Source organism: Vibrio sp. Isolate25, from assembly GCF_022398025.1.
Taxonomy (GTDB): domain Bacteria; phylum Pseudomonadota; class Gammaproteobacteria; order Enterobacterales; family Vibrionaceae; genus Vibrio; species Vibrio coralliilyticus_A.
Window position 1 is genome coordinate 38,524 of the sequence record NZ_JAKEUT010000007.1, and the last position, 19,947, is coordinate 58,470.

Below are 19,947 nucleotides of genomic sequence, written 5' to 3' on the forward strand. Positions count from 1 at the left end.
CATGGTTTGAGATCATGTTTCATGGTGGAATGAAACGATAACCTAAGCACATTAAAGATGTATTAGATTATTTAGTGAGGCCACCATGGAAATGACTAACGCTCAACGATTGATCCTATCTAACCAGTATTACCTCATGTCTCAGTTGAATCCAGAGAACGCCGCGAAATACAGCCGTTTACAAACGATCGTTGAACGCGGTTACGAACTTCAGATGCGAGAACTGGACAAAGAATTCGGTTGCTTGAAAGAAGCGGAATGCCGAGAAATCATTGATATCATGGAAATGTTTCATGCTATGCAAGAGTCTGCCAAAATGCTGTCTGAAACAGAGCAGCGAGATATCGATCAACGCCGTTTGGCTTTCCTCGGTTTCGACATTGCGACTGAGGCACAGCAAGTTCACTACGTGAGATTTCTTGTCGATTCTGAAGGCTTATATTCTCAGTTTGATAAAGGCGATCATCATTTCAATGCACAAATGCCAATGCTGGAAAAATACCGACGAATGCTGATAACTTGGCGCAACTGCCCTCGCCAATATCATCTGTGCAGCAATGAACTTAAACAAATTTTTAATGCTTGACCTATCGTTTCAATGAAAAGGGCTGTCAATTGGCAGCCCTTTTTGTTTTCAGAAACAATCTCTAAAAAACGTACGCCAAACCAAAAACTGGTGACAACCAGCTGTCTTGAATTTGAGGTGTTACGAAAAGCAAGTCAAACAGCCAATTTAATGCTGCTATTTTCCACAATAAGGTGCCGACTTCCTAATAGAAATGGCCATCTAAGCACTCAATACAGAACAAGACTTCATAAAAGAACTCATTATCAATAAGCAATCCTCTGTTTTAGTTGGCAAAAATGATATCCATTGGCCATATTTATTCACACAGTAAATATCAACCACTTTGCATTCGATTCCTCTAATTTTTTGTTGATATTTAACAAGTGGTCAAATGTCACAATTTGCAAATAAACACATATTTTTTAAGCAAAATTCTAAAAACCGACTAGTCTTTAATAGGAAAGGATTTGTTTTTTCTATGCGGGTTGATTGTCTACAAAGACAGGTTCAGAGGGGAATTCATTATGAGTATTTTCGACCATTACCAAGCGCGCTACGAAGCTGCCAAGGATGAAGAATTATCTTTACAGGAATTCTTGACGCTATGTAAAGATGACAAAAGTGCTTACGCCAATGCCGCAGAGCGTCTACTAATGGCAATCGGCGAACCAGAGCTAATCGATACAGCGCAAGATCCATGCTTAAGCCGAATTTTTTCGAATCGGGTCATTTCCCGTTACGAAACCTTCAAAGATTTTTATGGGATGGAGGAAGCGATTGAACAAATCGTTTCTTACTTGAAACATGCAGCTCAAGGCTTGGAAGAACGTAAGCAGATTCTTTACTTGCTCGGCCCTGTTGGCGGCGGTAAATCCTCCTTGGCAGAGAAACTGAAAGCGCTCATGCAGCAAGTACCAATTTACGTATTATCCGCTGATGGAGAGCGCAGCCCAGTCAACGACCATCCATTCTGTTTATTCGATGTAGGCGAAGATGGGGAGCTACTAAAACGCGAATATGGCATCGAAAAACGCTATCTGCGATCGATCATGTCCCCATGGGCAGCAAAACGCCTACACGAATTTGGTGGTGATATTACTAAGTTCAAAGTGGTAAAAGTACGACCTTCCATCTTGGATCAAGTTGCAATTGCCAAAACTGAGCCTGGTGATGAAAACAACCAAGACATTTCTTCACTTGTCGGTAAGGTGGATATTCGCCAGTTAGAACATTACTCTCAGGACGACCCAGATGCTTACAGTTACTCAGGCGCTTTGTGCCGAGCTAACCAAGGCTTGATGGAGTTCGTCGAGATGTTCAAAGCACCAATCAAAGTGCTTCACCCTTTACTAACAGCCACCCAGGAAGGCAACTACAACGGTACCGAAGGTCTGTCTGCCCTTCCATTTGATGGCATGATACTTGCCCACTCAAACGAATCCGAGTGGCAAACTTTCCGTAACAACAAAAACAACGAAGCGTTCCTCGATCGTGTATACATCGTCAAGGTTCCGTACTGTTTACGTGTTTCCGAAGAAGTCAAAATCTATCAGAAACTGCTTGATCACTCAGAGCTTGCCAAAGCACCCTGCTCACCAAGTACACTGGAGTTGCTGTCTCAATTTAGCATTCTCTCTCGACTAAAAGATCCCGAGAACTCATCAATTTTCTCTAAGATGCGCGTCTACGACGGTGAAACATTAAAAGATACCGATCCAAAAGCGAAGAGCTATCAGGAGTACCGTGATTTTGCAGGCGTTGACGAAGGCATGTCAGGTTTATCAACGCGTTTCGCATTCAAGATCTTGTCAAGAGTGTTTAATTTCGACCAGACTGAAGTCGCTGCAAACCCAGTACACCTTTTCTACGTAATTGAGCAACAAATTGAACGTGAACAGTTCCCTCAGGAAACCGCAGAGAAATATCTTGAGTTTCTCAAAGGGTATCTTGTGCCTCGCTACGTTGAGTTTATTGGTAAAGAAATTCAGACCGCCTATCTAGAATCTTATTCTGAATACGGTCAAAACATCTTTGACCGCTATGTCACCTACGCGGACTTCTGGATTCAGGACCAAGAGTATCGTGACCCAGAAACAGGCCAGCTCTTCGACCGTTCTGCACTGAACAATGAGCTAGAGAAAATAGAGAAAACGGCAGGTATTAGTAACCCTAAAGATTTCCGTAACGAAATAGTGAATTTTGTTCTTCGTGCACGTGCAAATAACAACGGACAAAACCCTGTTTGGACAAGCTACGAGAAACTCCGCACTGTTATTGAGAAGAAAATGTTCTCAAATACGGAAGAACTATTACCCGTTATCTCCTTCAATGCGAAAACCTCTTCTGAAGATCAGAAGAAACATGACGACTTCGTCGCTCGTATGATGGAGAAAGGCTATACAGAGAAGCAAGTTCGCTTGCTATCGGAATGGTATTTACGCGTGCGTAAATCATCTTAATAGCTGAGATAACCTTCCTCGGAGCTAGAAGCTAGAAGAGGAAAGCCAATGAAGTACCTGCCAGATTCATGCTCTGGCAGGTTATTGGACGCGAACAAGATGCATGCCCTGTCACAAAGGCATGTACCAAAAGAGGGGTGACTCATGGCGCAATTTATTGACCGACGACTGAACGGAAAAAATAAGAGCGCGGTAAACCGCCAACGCTTTTTACGTCGTCATAAAGAACAAATCAAAGAATCTGTCGCAGACGCAGTCAATCGCCGTTCAATCACGAATACCGAAACAGGCGAAGATGTCGCGATACCTCATAAAGATATAAAAGAGCCTATTTTTCACCAAGGCAAAGGCGGTGTAAAAGAACGGGTCCACCCGGGTAATGACCAGTTTATTACTGGTGATAAAATTGAGCGCCCTAAAGGGGGTGGTCAAGGCGGAGGTTCTGGTGAGGGTGATGCCAGCCCCGACGGTGAAGGGCAAGACGAATTCGTATTCCAAATTTCAAAAGATGAATACCTAGACATTCTGTTTGAAGATCTAGAGCTTCCCAATCTGGAAAAAAATCAGATCCATAAAATCACCGAATGGAAAACACACCGAGCGGGTTACCAAACTGCCGGTGTTCCTGCCAACATTGCTATTGTTAAATCTCTTCAGCAGTCTCTTGCACGTCGAACAGCAATGACAGCAGGTAAAAAGCGGATGTTAAGAGAACTTGAGCAGGAGCTTGATCAGGTAAAAATGAGTGAACCTGCTCAGCTACTTGAAGAAAAAAGACTTAAAAAAGAAATTAAAGACCTAAGAAGGAAAATCGACACAGTTCCTTTCATCGATACCTTTGACCTTAGATTCAAAAACTATGAAAGACGCCCTATCCCATCAAGCCAAGCGGTAATGTTCTGCTTAATGGATGTTTCAGGATCCATGGATCAAGCAACCAAAGATATTGCCAAGCGTTTTTACGTTTTATTGTACTTGTTCTTAACCCGGACTTACGAAAACGTGGATGTCGTTTTTATCCGCCATCACACGCAAGCAAAAGAAGTGGACGAACATGAATTCTTTTATTCTCAGGAAACAGGCGGCACCATCGTATCAAGTGCTCTGAAGTTAATGAAAGAAATTGTCGCAGAACGATACCCAGTGGGAGATTGGAACATTTACGCTGCACAAGCTTCTGATGGCGATAACTGGGCAGATGATTCACCACGTTGCCGTGAGCTATTAACAAAGAATCTACTACCTACCTGTCAATATTACTCTTACATCGAAATCACGCGCCGCTCTCATCAGACCCTATGGCATGAGTACGAGAAACTGGAAGGTGCCTTTGATAATTTTGCAATGAAAAACATTCGCAGTGTCGAAGACATATTCCCAGTATTCCGAGAGCTATTCAAAAAAGAAACCGCTTAGGGAGGCCGCTATGACAACGAAAACGAAAAGGGCAACGAAGAAAAAGACGCTGCCAGATGGCCCAGATTGGACATTTGACCTTCTTGAACGCTACCACATAGAAATAAAACGTGTCGCCGATCACTATCGTCTGGATACCTACCCTAACCAGATCGAAGTCATCACGTCAGAGCAGATGATGGACGCTTACTCAAGTATCGGTATGCCCATCAACTACAATCACTGGTCATTTGGCAAAAAATTCATCCAGACGGAGCAAGGCTATAAACATGGTCAAATGGGACTTGCGTATGAAATTGTTATTAATTCAGATCCTTGTATCGCCTACTTAATGGAAGAAAACACAGTGACTATGCAAGCACTAGTTATGGCACACGCGTGTTATGGTCACAACTCCTTCTTTAAAGGTAATTACCTGTTTCAAACATGGACAGATGCAAGCTCCATTATCGATTACTTACTGTTTGCAAAAAACTACATTGCGGAATGTGAACAAAAATATGGTGTACAAGAGGTAGAAGACTTATTGGATTCATGCCACGCTCTGATGAACTTTGGTGTTGACCGTTATAAACGCCCCGAAAAAATCTCTATTGCAGAAGAAAAAATGCGTCAGGAAGAGCGAGAAGCTTACCTACAATCTCAGGTCAATGACTTATGGCGTACCGTGCCCAAAGGGAAAGTAGAGCAAGAAGAATCGAAAGTCCGATTCCCATCCGAGCCACAAGAGAATATTCTCTACTTTATTGAAAAACACGCACCACTACTTGAACCTTGGCAACGAGAAATCGTTCGTATAGTGCGAAAAATCAGCCAATACTTCTACCCTCAGAAACAAACTCAAGTGATGAACGAAGGGTGGGCAACCTTCTGGCATTACACCATACTCAATCACATGTATGACGAAGGGCTAGTGACCGAACGTTTCATTTTAGAGTTCCTTCACAGTCATACCAGTGTGGTGGCTCAACCTGCCTATAACAGCCCTTACTTCAGCGGCATTAACCCTTACGCTTTAGGCTTCGCTATGTTCCGTGATATTCGCAGAATCTGTGAAGAACCTACTGACGAAGATAAAGAATGGTTCCCAGAGCTCGCGGGAACGGATTGGCTCGAGGCCGTCCACTTTGCAATGAAAAACTTCAAAGACGAAAGCTTCATCAGTCAATACCTCTCTCCTAAACTAATGCGTGATTTTAAGCTTTTTGCCATTACCGATGATGATAGGAAGAACTACGTCGAAGTCACGGCTATCCACAATGACCTTGGTTATCGGGACATTCGTGAAAAATTGGCAGGCCAATACAACTTAAGCAGCCTTGAGCCGAATATTCAGGTCTTCAATGTCGATGTTAGAGGCGATCGTTCACTCACACTACAGTATGTGCCACATGACCGTATTCCACTTGACGATAGCTATGATGAAGTCTTGAAGCATTTATATCGCCTTTGGGGGTTTGATGTCATTCTTGAAGAGGTCAAAGAATCAGGTAGGAGAGAGATTCTTGGTACTTGCCCTAAACGCAATGACTACGATGGTAAAATCTAGCCACAAAAAAAGGCCCCGCTGGGGCCTTTTTTATTAGTTAGCAATGAGTTTTCTCACTACCTCTAAGTCTTCTGGTGTGTCCACTCCTGCTGGAGGCGCTTCTTTCGCCACTTCAACATGAATTTTCTCACCATACCAAAGTACACGAAGTTGCTCTAAACTTTCAATTTTCTCTAAAGTGGTTGGTTCCCAGTTGATATAGGTATTAATAAAACCAGCACGATAGGCATATATTCCTATGTGACGCATCAGAGGTTGAGCAACCGTTTTTCCACCATTGGCAAAATTATCTCGATCCCAAGGTATAGTTGCGCGACTAAAATACATCGCATAACCATCTTTATCCGTTAGAACTTTCACAGCATTCGGGTTAAAAACTTCGTCTTCATGTGAGATTTCTACCGCTAGGGTCGCCATTGGAGCTTGGCTTGCAGCAAGGTTATTAGCCACCTGCGTAATAATAGTAGGCGGGATCAGCGGTTCATCCCCCTGAACATTCACGATCACATGATCATCTGGAATCTTCATTACCTTAACGACTTCAGCTAAACGCTCAGTTCCTGATTCATGTTCTGCAGACGTCATACAAACTTCACCACCAAATGCTTTAACAGCATTCTCAACCCGCACATCATCAGTTGCCACAATGACTTTTTCTGCACCGGCTTGTAAAGACTGCTCATAAACCCACTGAACCATTGGCTTCCCACCGATATCAGCTAATGGTTTACCGGGCAAACGAGTGGACTCGTATCGCGCTGGTATAACAACGGTAAACGACATTATCGCCCCTCTTCCATGCTCATCTCGCGCGCTTCTGGTTCCAACAAAACAGGAATACCTTCTTTGATAGGGTAAGCAAGGCGATCTAACTTGCAGATCAGTTCTTGTTTATCTTTATCAAACGTTAGTTTGCCTTTACACACTGGGCAAGCAACAATCTCAAGCAGACGGTGATCCATACTTTTCCTTAACCTCTTTAATCTTACTCAAAATACGCGTCTCATCTAGAGCACTAAAACTAGCAGTGACCGGAAGATACCACCAGTTTAGCTCTGCATAGCTCGCGCATTTTACTGCATCTTTCTCTGTCATAATCAAATGTTGGCCTTGACTTGCCAAGGCTCTCAACTCTGACGGTTCAAAATCTTTGTGGTCGGCAAAACCTTGGGTTACAACAGGAGACGCGCCAAGAGCCTCCAACGTGTTAAAAAACCTAGGAGGATGCCCAATGCCAGCTATCGCAACGAGCTGGTCTAAATGGCTTACAGGCACTGTTTCTCCCGTTTTCAGGTTAACAGCAAGCTTAGGTGTCAATGTCATGGCAGCTTCATTCTCTCTTGCCTGACCACCATTGGTGATAATGAAGTCAACCGAGGCTAACCGCTCTGTTGGTTCACGTAGAGGGCCAAGAGGTATGAGCTGTTCACAGCCAAATCGACGATGGCCATCTACCACCACAATCTCAACATCTCTTTGTAGTGCGTAGTGCTGTAAACCATCATCAGTAATGACAATATCTACGTCAAGAGGAAGCAAAGCTTTCACGGCATCACTGCGCACAGGAGATACTGCAACAGGCACACCGGTGCGCTTGAAAATAAGTTTAGGCTCATCACCACAATGCTTGGTCGATGTTTGCTCTTCCACTAGCAGAGGATAGCACGGCGCTTTCGCGCCATAACCGCGAGAAACGACCCCTGGTGAATATCCCATTGCTTGGAGTTTCTCCACCAGCCAAATCACAACAGGTGTTTTACCATTACCACCAGCGGTAATATTACCCACGACTACAACAGGTATCGGCGCCTTATAGCTGTCTTTTTTACCCGATTGAAATGCTTGACGCCGAGATCGGCTGATCATCCCAAAAACTCGGCTAAGTGGCCACAACAAGGGCCACAGAACATAACGAATAGGATGGTTTTCAAACCAGATTTTTTCAATCACCGTTTAAGCACCAAACTGAATTCGATGCAGTTGCGCATACGCGCCGTCTTTCTCTATCAAGGTGGCATGATCACCACGCTCAACGATCTCACCTTCGTCAACGACCAGAATCTCATCGGCCTTTTCAATCGTAGATAATCTATGCGCAATCACAAGCACCGTTTTGTTCTTCTGAAGCTCATCTAATGCTGACTGAATAGCCTTTTCCGACTCGGTATCAAGTGCAGAGGTAGCTTCATCGAGAATCAAAACTGGTGCGTCACGCAATAAAGCACGGGCAATGGCGATACGCTGACGCTGACCGCCGGAAAGGCTTGTCCCGTTTTCACCAATAATGGTATCCAGCCCATCATCCATATTATCGATAAAGTCCATCGCATAAGCTAAGCGAGCAGCTTCTTCAATCTGCTCACGGCTGTAATCCTCAGTGGCAGCATAAGCGATGTTATTGGCAATGGTGTCGTTAAATAAATGCACATTTTGCGAAACCAGCGCAAAATGACTACGGAGGTTGGTCAGCTTGTAATCACGAATATCATGACCGTCTAATTCGATGCTGCCTGAATCAACGTCATAAAAACGGGTAAAGAGGTTAGCAATGGTACTCTTACCCGAACCAGAACGACCAACAAGTGCGACCGTTTTGCCTTTAGGTATACTAAAGCTCACATTTCGCAGTGCTGGAGCTTCTTTCCCTTCATAAGTAAACGTCACATTTTTTACAGTCACTTCGCCACGAGCTTTGTCAGTCTCATACTGACCGTTGTCTTGCTCTGTTTCCAAGTCCATTAAGGCAAACAAGGTTTGGCTCGCCGCCATACCTCGCTGAAACTCTGAAGTCACATTGGTGAGAGCTTTCAGTGGACGTAATAGTCCAAACATAGCGGAAAAGACGACCGTGAAGGTACCGGGTGTCAGCTGTTCTTTAATCGAATCCACACTCGCTAAGAAAAGCACCACAACCAAGGCGATAGAAGCAATGATCTGAATCACAGGGTTGGCAATGGCTTGTGCAGCAACCAGCTTCATCGACTGCTGGCGCATTTGGTTGCTCACAGTATCAAAGCGCTCTCGTTCAACCCCCTGGCCTCCATAACTTAGTACGACCTTATGCCCTTTTAACATCTGTTCCGCAGATGCAGTCACATGCCCCATAGTGTCTTGCATACTCTTAGATATCTTACGGAACCGCTTTGAAACAATACCAATGGCCCAAGCAACAAGTGGTGCGACAATGAAAAGTACCAGTGACAGTTGCCAGCTATTCCAAAACATCAGTACCAGTAAACCGATAATACTTGCACCTTCACGAACAATACTGACTAGAGCTCGACTGGTGGCACCTGCTACCTGCTCTGAGTCATAAGTAATGCGAGACAGCAACCCACCTGTGGATTCTTTATCAAAATAAGACACCGGCATATGCATAAACTGACTAAAGATCCGCCGACGCATTAACATAACGACGTTGCCTGAAACCCAACTCAAACAGTAGGCAGAAACAAATCCACTCAGTCCTCGGAGAACCATCATGCCAAAAACAATGAAAGGCAGCGTGCGAAGAAAATTAGATTCGGTATCCCCAAAACCTTCATCCAGTAGAGGTTTTAGTAGCGATACCATGTAAGTATCCGCAACCGCATTGATAATGAGAGCAACGACCGCGACAGCGAGACCCGCTTTGTACAGGCGAATATAGGTCCAGAGACGCTTAAAAGTCTGCAGGGTCGTTTCATCTTGATTAAGAGACATAGAACTGCTTATTTTTCTTACAATATTCGCGCTATTCTACCCCCTTACGTAGCGTCTGCCTATACCAAGCCCGACCTTTCCTTGCTCTGATTGCCTCCACTTTCCACTCTAGTGGATAAAAGCTGATGCTAATTTGTCCAGCACTGCCAGTGTCGAGCCATTTAGCTCCTAAGTTTTGGTATCTTTTTACAACACTTGGATGAGGCAATAACCACTTCCCTGCTTTTGCCGTTGAACCTATGGCTAATTCTGGATTAACTGATTCTATAAAACGGGGAGTTGATGATGTCCGACTGCCATGATGAGGAGCAATGAGAATGTCACTGTCAAGTAACTCAGCCTCTCTTACCAGCAGCCACTCAACAATGGCATCCACATCGCCAGATAACAAAACGGATTGCTGGAACTCAGGATGAAAAAGTCGTACAACGCATGAATGCGGGTTGTATGCTCGCTTGACCACATTGGATGGCCACAAAAACTCTAATTCTAGGTTTCCCCACTGTAAATGACTCCCTCTAAGGCAGGCTTGAGCACCCGTTATTTGCTGACTTGCAATCAGTTTTTTTGGTTGCCAATATTGAATGAGATGTTCCATTCCTCCTGAATGGTCCATATCCGAATGAGATACAATCAACATATCAATCTCATCGACTCCATGGTAGTGGAGAAAAGGAGTGATCACTTGCTCTGCGATACTGCTTCCGCTCCAAGCCATGCCTGTGTCATAAACAATGGCGTGAGAACCTTGCTGCACTACAATGGCTAAGCCGTGACCAACATCTAAAACAAAGACTTGCCATACTGGGGGAGTTCTCCAGTTGATAGTATGGATAAACAAGCAAATCGCTATAGCTGCCATGCCTAGACGGCTTAGCCAGTGAGTCAACACCAAGAAGAAAAATCCCAGAAATAATAAAGCTATTTGGTGTTGGCTAAGAGTCACCCAACCATTTTCAGCAAGGGGAATTACAAACAATACTGGCTTTAAAACAACATCGACCCATCCCCACATAAAAGATGCGTTCAACAGGCACTCCATCATCAACGCCAATAATGTCAGTGGGACCACAATGAAACTGAACCAAGGAACAAAGACTAAATTGTATAAAAAGCTACTTAAACTAAGACCATAAAAAGAAGCCGCAACAAGCGGAGTCATTCCGACCACGAATACCAGTTGTAGCCGTAGTGCATTTATCCAACTTGCGCGTGGATGTAATGAAACAAAAATAAGAATAATCGCGACGGCCCACATGGATAACCAGAGGCTAGAAGACGTCGATGAAAATGGGTCAAGCATCAGCAACCAAGATAGAATCATCAGCCACTTGTAGCTAGCTGGAAGACGCTTAAAGGAGACTTGCAAGAGTACCATTAAGCAAGATGCCCAAAGTGCTCTTTGAGTGGGAATGGAAAATCCGGCTAACCATGCGTATGTACTTGCTAATACAATCGCAATGACAAAGGGAGCATGTACTGCTTTAGGCAAAGCTCTTAAAACCCACTTTCCTAACAACCAACCGACATAAAAAACAATGCCAATATGTAACCCCGAAATCGCGATGAGATGACTGAGCCCACTGGCTTTTAAGTGTTCTTTTAACTCAGCGGTCAGAGCATCACGAACACCAAACGTCAGGGCCAAAATTATCCCACGGCTTGGCAGGAGATCTATAGAGTCCGCAACTTGCTGATACAAGCTATAGCGAATAGTACTTAACTGACGAACCCAATAATGCGCTTTCACTTTGACGGTGGCTTTACCCACAATACGCTTTTGTAGCGCATACGTTTCGCGATCGAAACCAACCTCATTGAGTAAACCGACAATCGGCTTAAGCTTAACTCTCGCGGTGATCTCATCTCCTGGGGTAAGCATGTCAGGTGAGGCAAGCCATATTCTAGGCCTCAATAAAATGTGTAAGTCTTTACCGTTAATTGATCTCACCACAGCTTCCCCTTGAAAACCGTGACTTATTTGCTTAAAAAAGCTGTCAACCTTCGCATTTATGGTAATATCCTGACCAGCTTGGAAAAGGATTGCTTGCTGGTGACGTAAAAGGTTACTGTGTACCACGAGTATCAAGCATGCGAATACAAAACCAGCACACCACCTCAGCGATTTTGAGCTTATGCTGAGCATCAGGGTCAAGAGACAGGGAAACAACCACTCCCATGATGGCATGTACCACCAAAATTGAGCGGTTGATATAAGGAAAGAGAACGAAATAAGCGTCCAGTAATTAAAGTAGAGAGTCATATTTCCCTATGCCAAGAAAATTCATCAAACGCTTTATGCCTGACCACGAAGTAATAAAGCGTCAGAAAGCACTCAAAATTTTTGGCAACGTGCTGTACAACCCAAACCTATGGTGTCTAAACCGACGCTCTGCGTCTGGGGCATTTGCTGTTGGCCTATTTATGGCTTTCGTTCCTCTCCCTAGCCAGATGATCATGTCCGCTGGCTTGGCCATTCTTTGTGGCGTTAATCTTCCTTTATCCGTGGCTTTAGTTTGGGTAAGTAACCCCATTACCATGCCAGTGCTGTTTTATTTTGCGTACAAAGTGGGCGCTTGGGTGATGCACACTCCTCCACAGGCTTTTCACTTTGAGTTATCCTGGGAGTTTATCTTGCATCAGATGAGCACTATCGGCCCCCCTTTCCTACTTGGCTGCATTATTTGCGGTATCGCCTCTGCAATTGCTGGCTACTTTGGTATTACAGCTCTGTGGCGATACTCTGTTGTGCGTAGCTGGCAACAACGAAAGATTAGATTAGGCGGGTTGCTTAAGAAGTAGAAGTTAATCTGATCAGAATTCGACCAAACTTAGTAGAACATGAAACGGTTATGTCGACTAAAAATGAAAAAGGACCACTTAGGTCCTTTTTTCGTTAGCACTTCTATTTTGCGCTTAATACAGCAGCGGGGTTGAGTTTGCTGGCACGCGATGCTGGGTACCAAGTCGCGAGTAGACTTAAAACGATTGCCGTTCCTGAAACCAACCCCACATCTGATAAGTTGATTTGAGAAGGAAGAAAATCAACAAAATAGATATCACCAGATAAGAACTGGTGTCCAACTAACCCCTCGAGACCTTTGATCAGTTCAGTTAAATTCGCTGCCACTAAAACGCCACAGACACTTCCAACTAGACTACCGAGCACTCCAGAGAAGACTCCTTGCCAGACAAAAATACGCTTGATGAGACCATCACTTCCCCCCATGGTTCGTAATATTGCAATCTCTGAAGCGCGATCTTTCACCGCCATCATTAGTGTAGAGACAATATTAAAACTTGCGACGCCAATGACGAGTACCATAACTACATACATAATTGTTCGTACAAGCTGGATGTCACGATACAGAAAACCGTACGTCTGTTGCCAGCTACGCAAATAAACATAGACGTTCAGTGTATTCCCTGCCTCTCGGACAATTTGCGTTGCATTCAAGACATCAGAGACTCTTAAAGAGACCCCCGTAACGGCCTCACCCAACTTAGCGTACTGCTGAGCATCTTTCAGAGGAACCAATGCTAAATTATGATCAATCTGCCCATTAAGTTTAAGTAATCCCACCACTCTGACACGAACGCGTTTAGGAGCCTGAACCTTGGTAGTCGAACCCGATGTCGGGATCATAAGCGTAATATAATCGCCTTGAGAAACACCTAATAGCTTTGCTACCCCTTGACCCAAAATGACTTGCTTATCTCCAGCTCTAAACTGCTTCCACACTTGAGCATCAATGTATTGGCTCATATTAGAAACCGCTGACTCTTGTTCGGGATCGATACCTCTGACTTCAAGCGCTTTAAGCTGTTGACCTTTTTCCGCCAAAGCTGTGATCTTTACGTAGGGCGCTGCTGCTTCCACTTTAGGGTGTTTCTCCGCTTGCTCAACCACAGACAGCCATCCCTCTATCGGCCCGCGAACTCCTTCAAACTCACCATGAGCGATCACCGATAACACGCGATTTTTTAACTCGCGCTCAAACCCATTCATTGCCGACAAACCAATGATGATCACTGCCACACCAACCGCAATACCAATCGTGGAAGACAAGGAAATAAACGACACCATTTTGTTGCGTTGTTTTGCTCGGCTAAAGCGACCACCAATAAACAGGGAAAGAGATGAGAACAAATTACGCCTCCTGCACATTGAGTAGCAAACCATCTTGCATGTGTAATTGACGATCCATCTTGCTAGCCAACTCCCCATCATGAGTCACGACCAAGAAAGCGGTACCGGATTGCTCATTCAATTCGCGCATCAGATCATAAATAGCGAGCGCTGTTTTGTGATCTAAGTTACCCGTGGGTTCATCTGCTAAAACAAGGGCCGGATTATTGACTAGTGCTCGAGCAATAGCGACACGCTGCCGTTCACCACCAGAAAGCTCTGAAGGACGATGATCAATACGATGACTCAAACCGACTTTGTCCAGCAGCGCTTTTGCCGCCTCTTTCGCCTTGGCTGTTTTAGTTCCACCGATAAGCAGTGGCATCGCAACATTTTCCAGCGCACTAAAGTCCGCCAACAGGTGATGAAACTGATAAACAAAGCCAAGATGTTGGTTGCGAAGCTTAGCTTGTTTATTCGAACTCAACTGAGACAAGCTCTGCCCTAAAAAAGTGACTTCTCCCTGAGTGGTATCATCCAACGCTCCTAAAATATGCAACAAAGTACTTTTTCCTGAGCCTGAAGAGCCAATAATGGAGACTAACTCACCTTTCTTCAGTTCGAAACTGACCCCTTTAAGTACTTGAGTATCTAGAGAACCCTCGCGATAGGTTTTACAAATATTATGACATTGAAGCAGGTTACTCATATCTCAAAGCCTCAGCTGGTTTAACGGAAGATGCACGAAAAGACGGAAAAAGTGTTGCCAGCAGACTGAGTGCAATAGCAAGAACAACCACGATAGCTATTTGAATAGGGTTGATAACGATCGGCAACTGGCCGCCTACTGCGAACAAAGCAACCCCTGCACCATCAAGTAACGTATTAAGGTTGTTGGCGAGTAGAACACCCAAAGTCCCGCCCATGAGCGAGCCAATGACACCACTGCTCGCACCCTGGACCATGAAAATCGCCAGAATTTGTCTATCTGTCATTCCTTGAGTTTTCAAAATCGCCACTTCTGACTGCTTTTCCATTACAACCATAATCAGAGCTGAAATAATGTTGAAGGCAGCGACGCCAATGATTAAACCTAGCATTAAGCCCATCATATTCTTTTCCATTCGGACCGCCTGAAACAGTTCACCTCGTTGATCTCTCCAATCCTGCCATTGCCAACTGTCAGGAAGAGGCATCTTACTGAGCTCGCCAACCACAAAAGGATCATCAAAAAACAATCGCCAGCCCGTAATCGTGTCTTTTTTGAAACGTAGCAATCGTGCCGCATCATCAATATGGGTCAACATTAACTGGCCATCGACATCTGACCCCGTGTTATAAATCCCCGCAACGGTAAATATGCGTTGACTTGGAATTCGACCAAGTGGCGTAAACTGGCTGGCACTTGTGACCATTAAACGAACCTTGTCACCAAGCGAAACATCTATTGCTCTCGCTAAAGTATGCCCAATGAACACCTGATATTTGCCTGCTTGCAAAGATGACAACCGACCAGCAACCAAATGCGACTCAATAGGGTCATGATCACTAGGTTTAATGCCAATCAGTAGGCCTGCGGAAAGATTGTCAGAGCTTTGAACCACAGCTTCGCTTTGTACAATGGGCTCAGGATGCGCAGCTGTTGATAACTGCTTGGCGAAATCAGGAGCTTGTTCAGTATAAGGCGTTTTGCCATCCACTTCAGACACAATCGCCTGAGGCAAGACACCTAAAATGCGCCCTTTAAGCTGCGCTTCAAAGCCGTTCATCACTGAAAGCACCGTCACGAGAGCCATCACACCAATCGTGATACCTGCGGTAGACATGTAGGAAACAAAACGGCTGAACCTATCACCTGAGCGGCCGCGTAAGTAGCGTAAGCCAATAAAGGTGGAAACCGGATGGAACATATATAAAACCAATAACGTTTGATAAGCGATACTGTAACGATTTATAGCTAGAGGTTGTAGCCCCTAAATGCCAATTAGACGTCAAAATGTGTGATAAACAATGACATACCTTGATTAGTTGCTTCTTATAGCGATAATCAAAGGATAACCTAAAGGAATTTTCACATGTCTGATCAAGAATACTTCACTGTTCACCACAAAATGACCGTTAATGTGGAGCCATTGGCTCAAGACGGAGCATTTCCGAGTTATGATCAGTTTGAAAGTGAAATTCCTGCACCGTTTTTAGTCGCCAGTGAGTTCAGCCACCTTGACCTTCTAAACGACAACGCTCGTGCCGAACTAAAGAATAATGATTTCAGGCATGTGATTGAGTTATTGGATACTCAAAATGCAAAGCTAAATTTACTGTTAACCTTTATGCTTTCTCAGCAAGATGATGAGCAATACAGGCATCAGACCTTGTCTTTTGGCGCCAGTAAATTCAGCTACACCACAAATCACAGGCTTGAATTAAATACCAAAGCTCGCGTCAAAATGTTCATGGAACACCCATCCGCAGCCATCTATTGCTACGGCCACGTTGAAAACTGTCAAGCACAAGACGACCAGTATATTATTACGGTAAAATACGACCTATTGCGTGATCAGGATGAAGACCTTCTGATCAAAGCCGCTCTCTATCAGCAACAAAAATTACTTCGTCAACGTTCACTAAACCGCGACAAACAATAATTCTATTATGCCTATTACATCGCTTTTCAATCTGGCTAGCCCGACAGGCGCCGGAGATAAAAAACAGGTCGGTAACCTGCAGGGCGCCAGCCTGGCGCTTGCGATTGCTGAACTTGCTAATCAACACTCCAGCCATACATTATTGGCTGTTGCCGATCCGCAAACAGCATTGAAACTGTTGCAAGAAGTTGAGCAGTTTACTGACCAAGAGATCGCACTGTTCCCTGATTGGGAAACCTTGCCATACGATAACTTTTCACCACATCAGGAAATCATTTCCGATCGTATTGCGCGTCTATACCAATTACCGACTCAAACCAGTGGTATTACCATCGTTCCGGTGAGTACCTTGTTGCAAAGGCAGTCTCCTCGGGACTTTTTGTTGCAACACACACTGATGGTCAAAGTTGGTGACCTTTACTCTCTTGAAAAGCTGCGTATTCAGTTAGAAAAATCTGGCTACCGACATGTTGATCAGGTCTTTGGGCCTGGAGAATATGCCAGTCGTGGTTCTATTCTCGACCTCTTCCCTATGGGAGCTAATGACCCATTTAGAATCGACTTTTTCGATGATGAGATCGATACAATCCGCACTTTCGATCCAGAAAATCAGCGCTCTATTGAAGACGTTCAGGAAATTCGTCTATTGCCAGCCCATGAATTTCCAACCACTGAAAGCGCAATTGAGGACTTCCGTATTCGCTGGCGCCAAAGGTTTGAAGCTAGGCGCGAACCCGAATCCGTCTATATACAAGTCTCGAAAGGGACTTGGCCTGCAGGCATAGAATACTGGCAGCCGCTCTTTTTTGAACAAACTGAAACACTGTTTGATTACATCGCAGATGATAGCCAACTGATTACGGTCGGCAACTTAGAAGATGCTGTGGATCATTTTCTTGCGGATGTAGACTATCGCTACGATCAACGCAAAATCGATCCTCTGCGACCTTTATTGCCACCTGAAGAGCTGTGGCTGAAAAAAGACGAGCTATTTAGCCAGTTCAAATCTCTGCCACAAGTGCAGCTTTCAAGTGATGCCGTTGTAGAAAAGCAAGGTCGAACTAACCCAGCGATTCAGGCTCTACCGGACTTAGCGGTGCAACACCAAAACAAAGAACCCATGTCGGCACTTCGTCAGTTCAGCGAAAGTTTCACTGGTAAGATCATTTTTTCTGTCGAGTCAGAAGGCCGTCGAGAGGCCCTTCTTGAGCTTTTACAACGAATAAAACTTCGTCCCGTTGAGCATCATAGCTTTTCAGCTGCCATGGAGAGCAAAGATAAGTTCACCTTAGTGCTCGGCGCTTCGGAACATGGTTTTTTATTTGGCGAGCATCAGCTTGCCTTGATATGCGAAAGCGACTTACTTGGCGACCGAGTCATTCAACGTCGTCGTAAAGACCGAAAGGCAACCAATAGTGATGCGGTTATTCGTAACCTCGCCGAGCTCAAACCAGGTCAGCCCGTAGTTCATATTGACCACGGTATTGGACGTTATATAGGCCTGCAAACACTTGAAGCCGGCGGTATGACAACCGAATACGTTACGCTTGAATACCAAAATGACGCCAAGCTTTACGTGCCTGTATCTGCACTGAACTTAATCAGCCGCTATTCGGGGGGCGCGGAAGAATCCGCTCCTCTACACAAGTTAGGCGGTGAGGCATGGGCAAAAGCGCGACGTAAAGCAGCGGAAAAAGTACGCGATGTAGCAGCTGAGCTTTTGGATGTATACGCTAAGCGCGAGCTCAAGCCAGGATACAAGTTTGCCCTAGACAGAGATCAATACGCCACGTTCAAAGCAGGCTTCCCATTTGAAGAAACGGACGACCAATCCATGGCGATCAACGCTGTGATGTCTGACATGTGTCAAGCTAAAGCCATGGATCGATTGGTATGTGGTGATGTCGGCTTCGGTAAAACAGAAGTTGCTATGCGCGCTGCTTTCGTTGCAACAGATAACGGCAAACAAGTAGCGGTATTAGTCCCAACGACGTTACTCGCCCAGCAACACTTCGAAAACTTCAGAGATCGTTTTGCCAACTTACCCATCCGCGTCGAAGTCCTGTCACGTTTTAAAACTGCCAAAGAACAGAAGCAAGTTTTACAAGATATTGAAGACGGCAAAGTCGACTTAGTGGTCGGCACTCACAAACTGCTGTCTAATGACATCAAATTCAAAGACCTCGGCCTGTTAATTGTCGACGAAGAACACCGGTTTGGCGTACGCCAGAAAGAAAAAATGAAGGCTATGCGCGCGGATGTAGATATTCTGACTCTCACTGCAACACCAATTCCACGGACTTTGAACATGGCAATGAGCGGCATGCGTGATCTATCCATCATAGCCACGCCTCCAGCTCGACGCTTAGCAATAAAAACCTTTGTTCGCCAAAATGACGATGCCGTAGTCAGAGAAGCCGTGCTACGTGAAATCATGCGCGGTGGTCAGGTGTATTTCCTACATAATCAGGTAGAAACCATCGAAAAAGTGGCCGCTGACTTGGAGAAACTGGTCCCAGAAGCCCGAGTCACCGTCGCCCACGGCCAAATGCGAGAGCGCGAACTTGAGCGAATTATGAATGACTTCTACCACCAGCGATTTAATCTGCTGGTGTGTACAACTATCATTGAAACAGGCATCGATGTCCCAACCGCTAACACTATTATTATGGACAGAGCTGACAACCTAGGCCTTGCGCAACTGCACCAGCTTCGCGGTCGTGTAGGGCGTTCACACCATCAAGCTTACGCTTACCTACTTACGCCTCACCCTAAAGCAATGACGAAAGACGCCATCAAACGCCTTGATGCCATCACTTCGCTCGAGGATCTCGGTGCGGGCTTTACCCTTGCCACTCACGACCTTGAAATTCGTGGTGCCGGAGAACTCCTTGGTGATGAGCAAAGCGGACAGATACAGTCGGTCGGTTTTACTTTGTACATGGAAATGCTTGAGCAAGCAGTCGAAGCATTAAAAGAAGGCAAAGAACCGTCTCTGGATGAGTTACTCAGAGAGCAAACGGAAGTTGAAATGCGTTTACCTGCCCTGCTTCCCGATGACTACATACCGGATATCAACACCCGCCTTTCGATGTATAAGCAAATAGCCAGCGTGTCTGATAAAGCTGAACTCGATGATCTCAAAATCGAGTTAATAGACCGCTTTGGGCTATTACCGGATGCCACTAAAAATTTACTTTCAGTATCAGAAATGAAACTTGAAGCGGCGTCTATTAAAGTCAAGAAAATCGAAGCGCATGACAAAGGCGGATTCATCGAGTTCTATCCTGACGCTGACATAAATCCAGCGTATTTAGTTAAACTATTGCAATCTCAGCCACAAAAATTCGCAATGGAAGGCCCAACTAAGTTCAAGTTTACGGTACCATTGGTCGACAGACGTAAGAGAATTCAATTTGTCGGTGACATGTTGTCTGAGTTCAAGCTGAACTTACTGCCACAAGCCTGATTTAATCAGG

The 19,947-nt window shown here is 44.9% G+C and carries 15 protein-coding genes; 7 read left to right on the forward strand and 8 right to left on the reverse strand.

Annotation, left to right across the window (positions count from 1 at the left end):
• Positions 1 to 85 precede the first annotated feature (85 nt).
• From L1D15_RS14515 to L1D15_RS14530, 4 genes are all read left to right on the forward strand, one after another.
• Positions 86 to 586 (forward strand): YfbU family protein, encoded by a 501-nt coding sequence (locus L1D15_RS14515; RefSeq protein ID WP_239876239.1) that lies wholly within the window; start codon positions 86 to 88, stop codon positions 584 to 586.
• 506 nt (positions 587 to 1,092) lie between these two features.
• Positions 1,093 to 3,027 (forward strand): PrkA family serine protein kinase, encoded by a 1,935-nt coding sequence (locus tag L1D15_RS14520; RefSeq protein WP_239837255.1) that lies wholly within the window; start codon positions 1,093 to 1,095, stop codon positions 3,025 to 3,027.
• A gap of 144 nt (positions 3,028 to 3,171) precedes the next feature.
• Positions 3,172 to 4,443 carry a YeaH/YhbH family protein gene (locus L1D15_RS14525; RefSeq protein WP_239837256.1) on the forward strand — a complete coding sequence of 424 codons (1,272 nt, stop codon included), beginning with the start codon at positions 3,172 to 3,174 and terminating at the stop codon, positions 4,441 to 4,443.
• Positions 4,444 to 4,453: 10 nt separating this feature from the next.
• Positions 4,454 to 5,992, forward strand: coding sequence for a SpoVR family protein (locus L1D15_RS14530; RefSeq protein WP_239876240.1), 1,539 nt, complete (start codon positions 4,454 to 4,456; stop codon positions 5,990 to 5,992).
• A 33-nt stretch (positions 5,993 to 6,025) separates the two neighbouring features.
• On the opposite strand, the gene kdsB is transcribed toward L1D15_RS14530, so the two are convergent.
• Genes kdsB through L1D15_RS14555 form a run of 5 tightly spaced genes read right to left on the reverse strand, consistent with a single transcriptional unit; the run spans position 6,026 to position 11,957 of the window.
• Entirely contained in the window at positions 6,026 to 6,775 is a 750-nt protein-coding gene (kdsB, locus tag L1D15_RS14535) for a 3-deoxy-manno-octulosonate cytidylyltransferase (RefSeq protein WP_239876241.1), read from the reverse strand.
• On the reverse strand, positions 6,775 to 6,954 hold the full coding sequence (locus L1D15_RS14540) for a Trm112 family protein (protein ID WP_239837259.1): 180 nt from the start codon (positions 6,952 to 6,954) through the stop codon (positions 6,775 to 6,777). The genes kdsB and L1D15_RS14540 overlap by 1 nt, the downstream gene beginning before the upstream one ends.
• Positions 6,935 to 7,942 (reverse strand): tetraacyldisaccharide 4'-kinase, encoded by a 1,008-nt coding sequence (lpxK, locus tag L1D15_RS14545; protein WP_239876242.1) that lies wholly within the window; start codon positions 7,940 to 7,942, stop codon positions 6,935 to 6,937. The genes L1D15_RS14540 and lpxK overlap by 20 nt, the downstream gene beginning before the upstream one ends.
• Positions 7,943 to 7,945: 3 nt before the next feature.
• Positions 7,946 to 9,694, reverse strand: coding sequence for a lipid A ABC transporter ATP-binding protein/permease MsbA (gene msbA / locus L1D15_RS14550; protein ID WP_239837261.1), 1,749 nt, complete (start codon positions 9,692 to 9,694; stop codon positions 7,946 to 7,948).
• A 31-nt stretch (positions 9,695 to 9,725) separates the two neighbouring features.
• Positions 9,726 to 11,957 (reverse strand): DNA internalization-related competence protein ComEC/Rec2, encoded by a 2,232-nt coding sequence (locus tag L1D15_RS14555; protein WP_239876243.1) that lies wholly within the window; start codon positions 11,955 to 11,957, stop codon positions 9,726 to 9,728.
• 8 nt (positions 11,958 to 11,965) lie between these two features.
• Here L1D15_RS14555 and L1D15_RS14560 point away from each other — a divergent pair, with 8 nt between their 5' ends.
• Positions 11,966 to 12,496, forward strand: coding sequence for a DUF2062 domain-containing protein (locus tag L1D15_RS14560; RefSeq protein ID WP_239837263.1), 531 nt, complete (start codon positions 11,966 to 11,968; stop codon positions 12,494 to 12,496).
• Positions 12,497 to 12,599: 103 nt separating this feature from the next.
• Here L1D15_RS14560 and lolE read toward each other — a convergent pair whose 3' ends face one another.
• Genes lolE through lolC form a run of 3 tightly spaced genes read right to left on the reverse strand, consistent with a single transcriptional unit; the run spans position 12,600 to position 15,733 of the window.
• Entirely contained in the window at positions 12,600 to 13,844 is a 1,245-nt protein-coding gene (gene lolE / locus L1D15_RS14565; protein ID WP_239865887.1) for a lipoprotein-releasing ABC transporter permease subunit LolE, read from the reverse strand.
• 1 nt (position 13,845) lies between these two features.
• Positions 13,846 to 14,532 (reverse strand): lipoprotein-releasing ABC transporter ATP-binding protein LolD, encoded by a 687-nt coding sequence (gene lolD, locus L1D15_RS14570; protein WP_239865885.1) that lies wholly within the window; start codon positions 14,530 to 14,532, stop codon positions 13,846 to 13,848.
• A complete protein-coding gene (lolC, locus tag L1D15_RS14575) occupies positions 14,525 to 15,733 on the reverse strand; it encodes a lipoprotein-releasing ABC transporter permease subunit LolC (RefSeq protein ID WP_239865883.1) in 1,209 nt (402 codons plus the stop codon). The genes lolD and lolC overlap by 8 nt, the downstream gene beginning before the upstream one ends.
• 165 nt (positions 15,734 to 15,898) lie before the next feature.
• On the opposite strand from lolC, the gene L1D15_RS14580 reads away from it, so the two are divergent.
• Both L1D15_RS14580 and mfd read left to right on the forward strand, forming a co-directional pair.
• Positions 15,899 to 16,468: a PilZ domain-containing protein gene (locus L1D15_RS14580; protein ID WP_239876244.1), complete on the forward strand. Its 570-nt coding sequence runs from the start codon at positions 15,899 to 15,901 to the stop codon at positions 16,466 to 16,468.
• Between the two features lie 7 nt (positions 16,469 to 16,475).
• Positions 16,476 to 19,937: a transcription-repair coupling factor gene (mfd, locus tag L1D15_RS14585; RefSeq protein WP_239876245.1), complete on the forward strand. Its 3,462-nt coding sequence runs from the start codon at positions 16,476 to 16,478 to the stop codon at positions 19,935 to 19,937.
• Positions 19,938 to 19,947 lie beyond the last annotated feature (10 nt).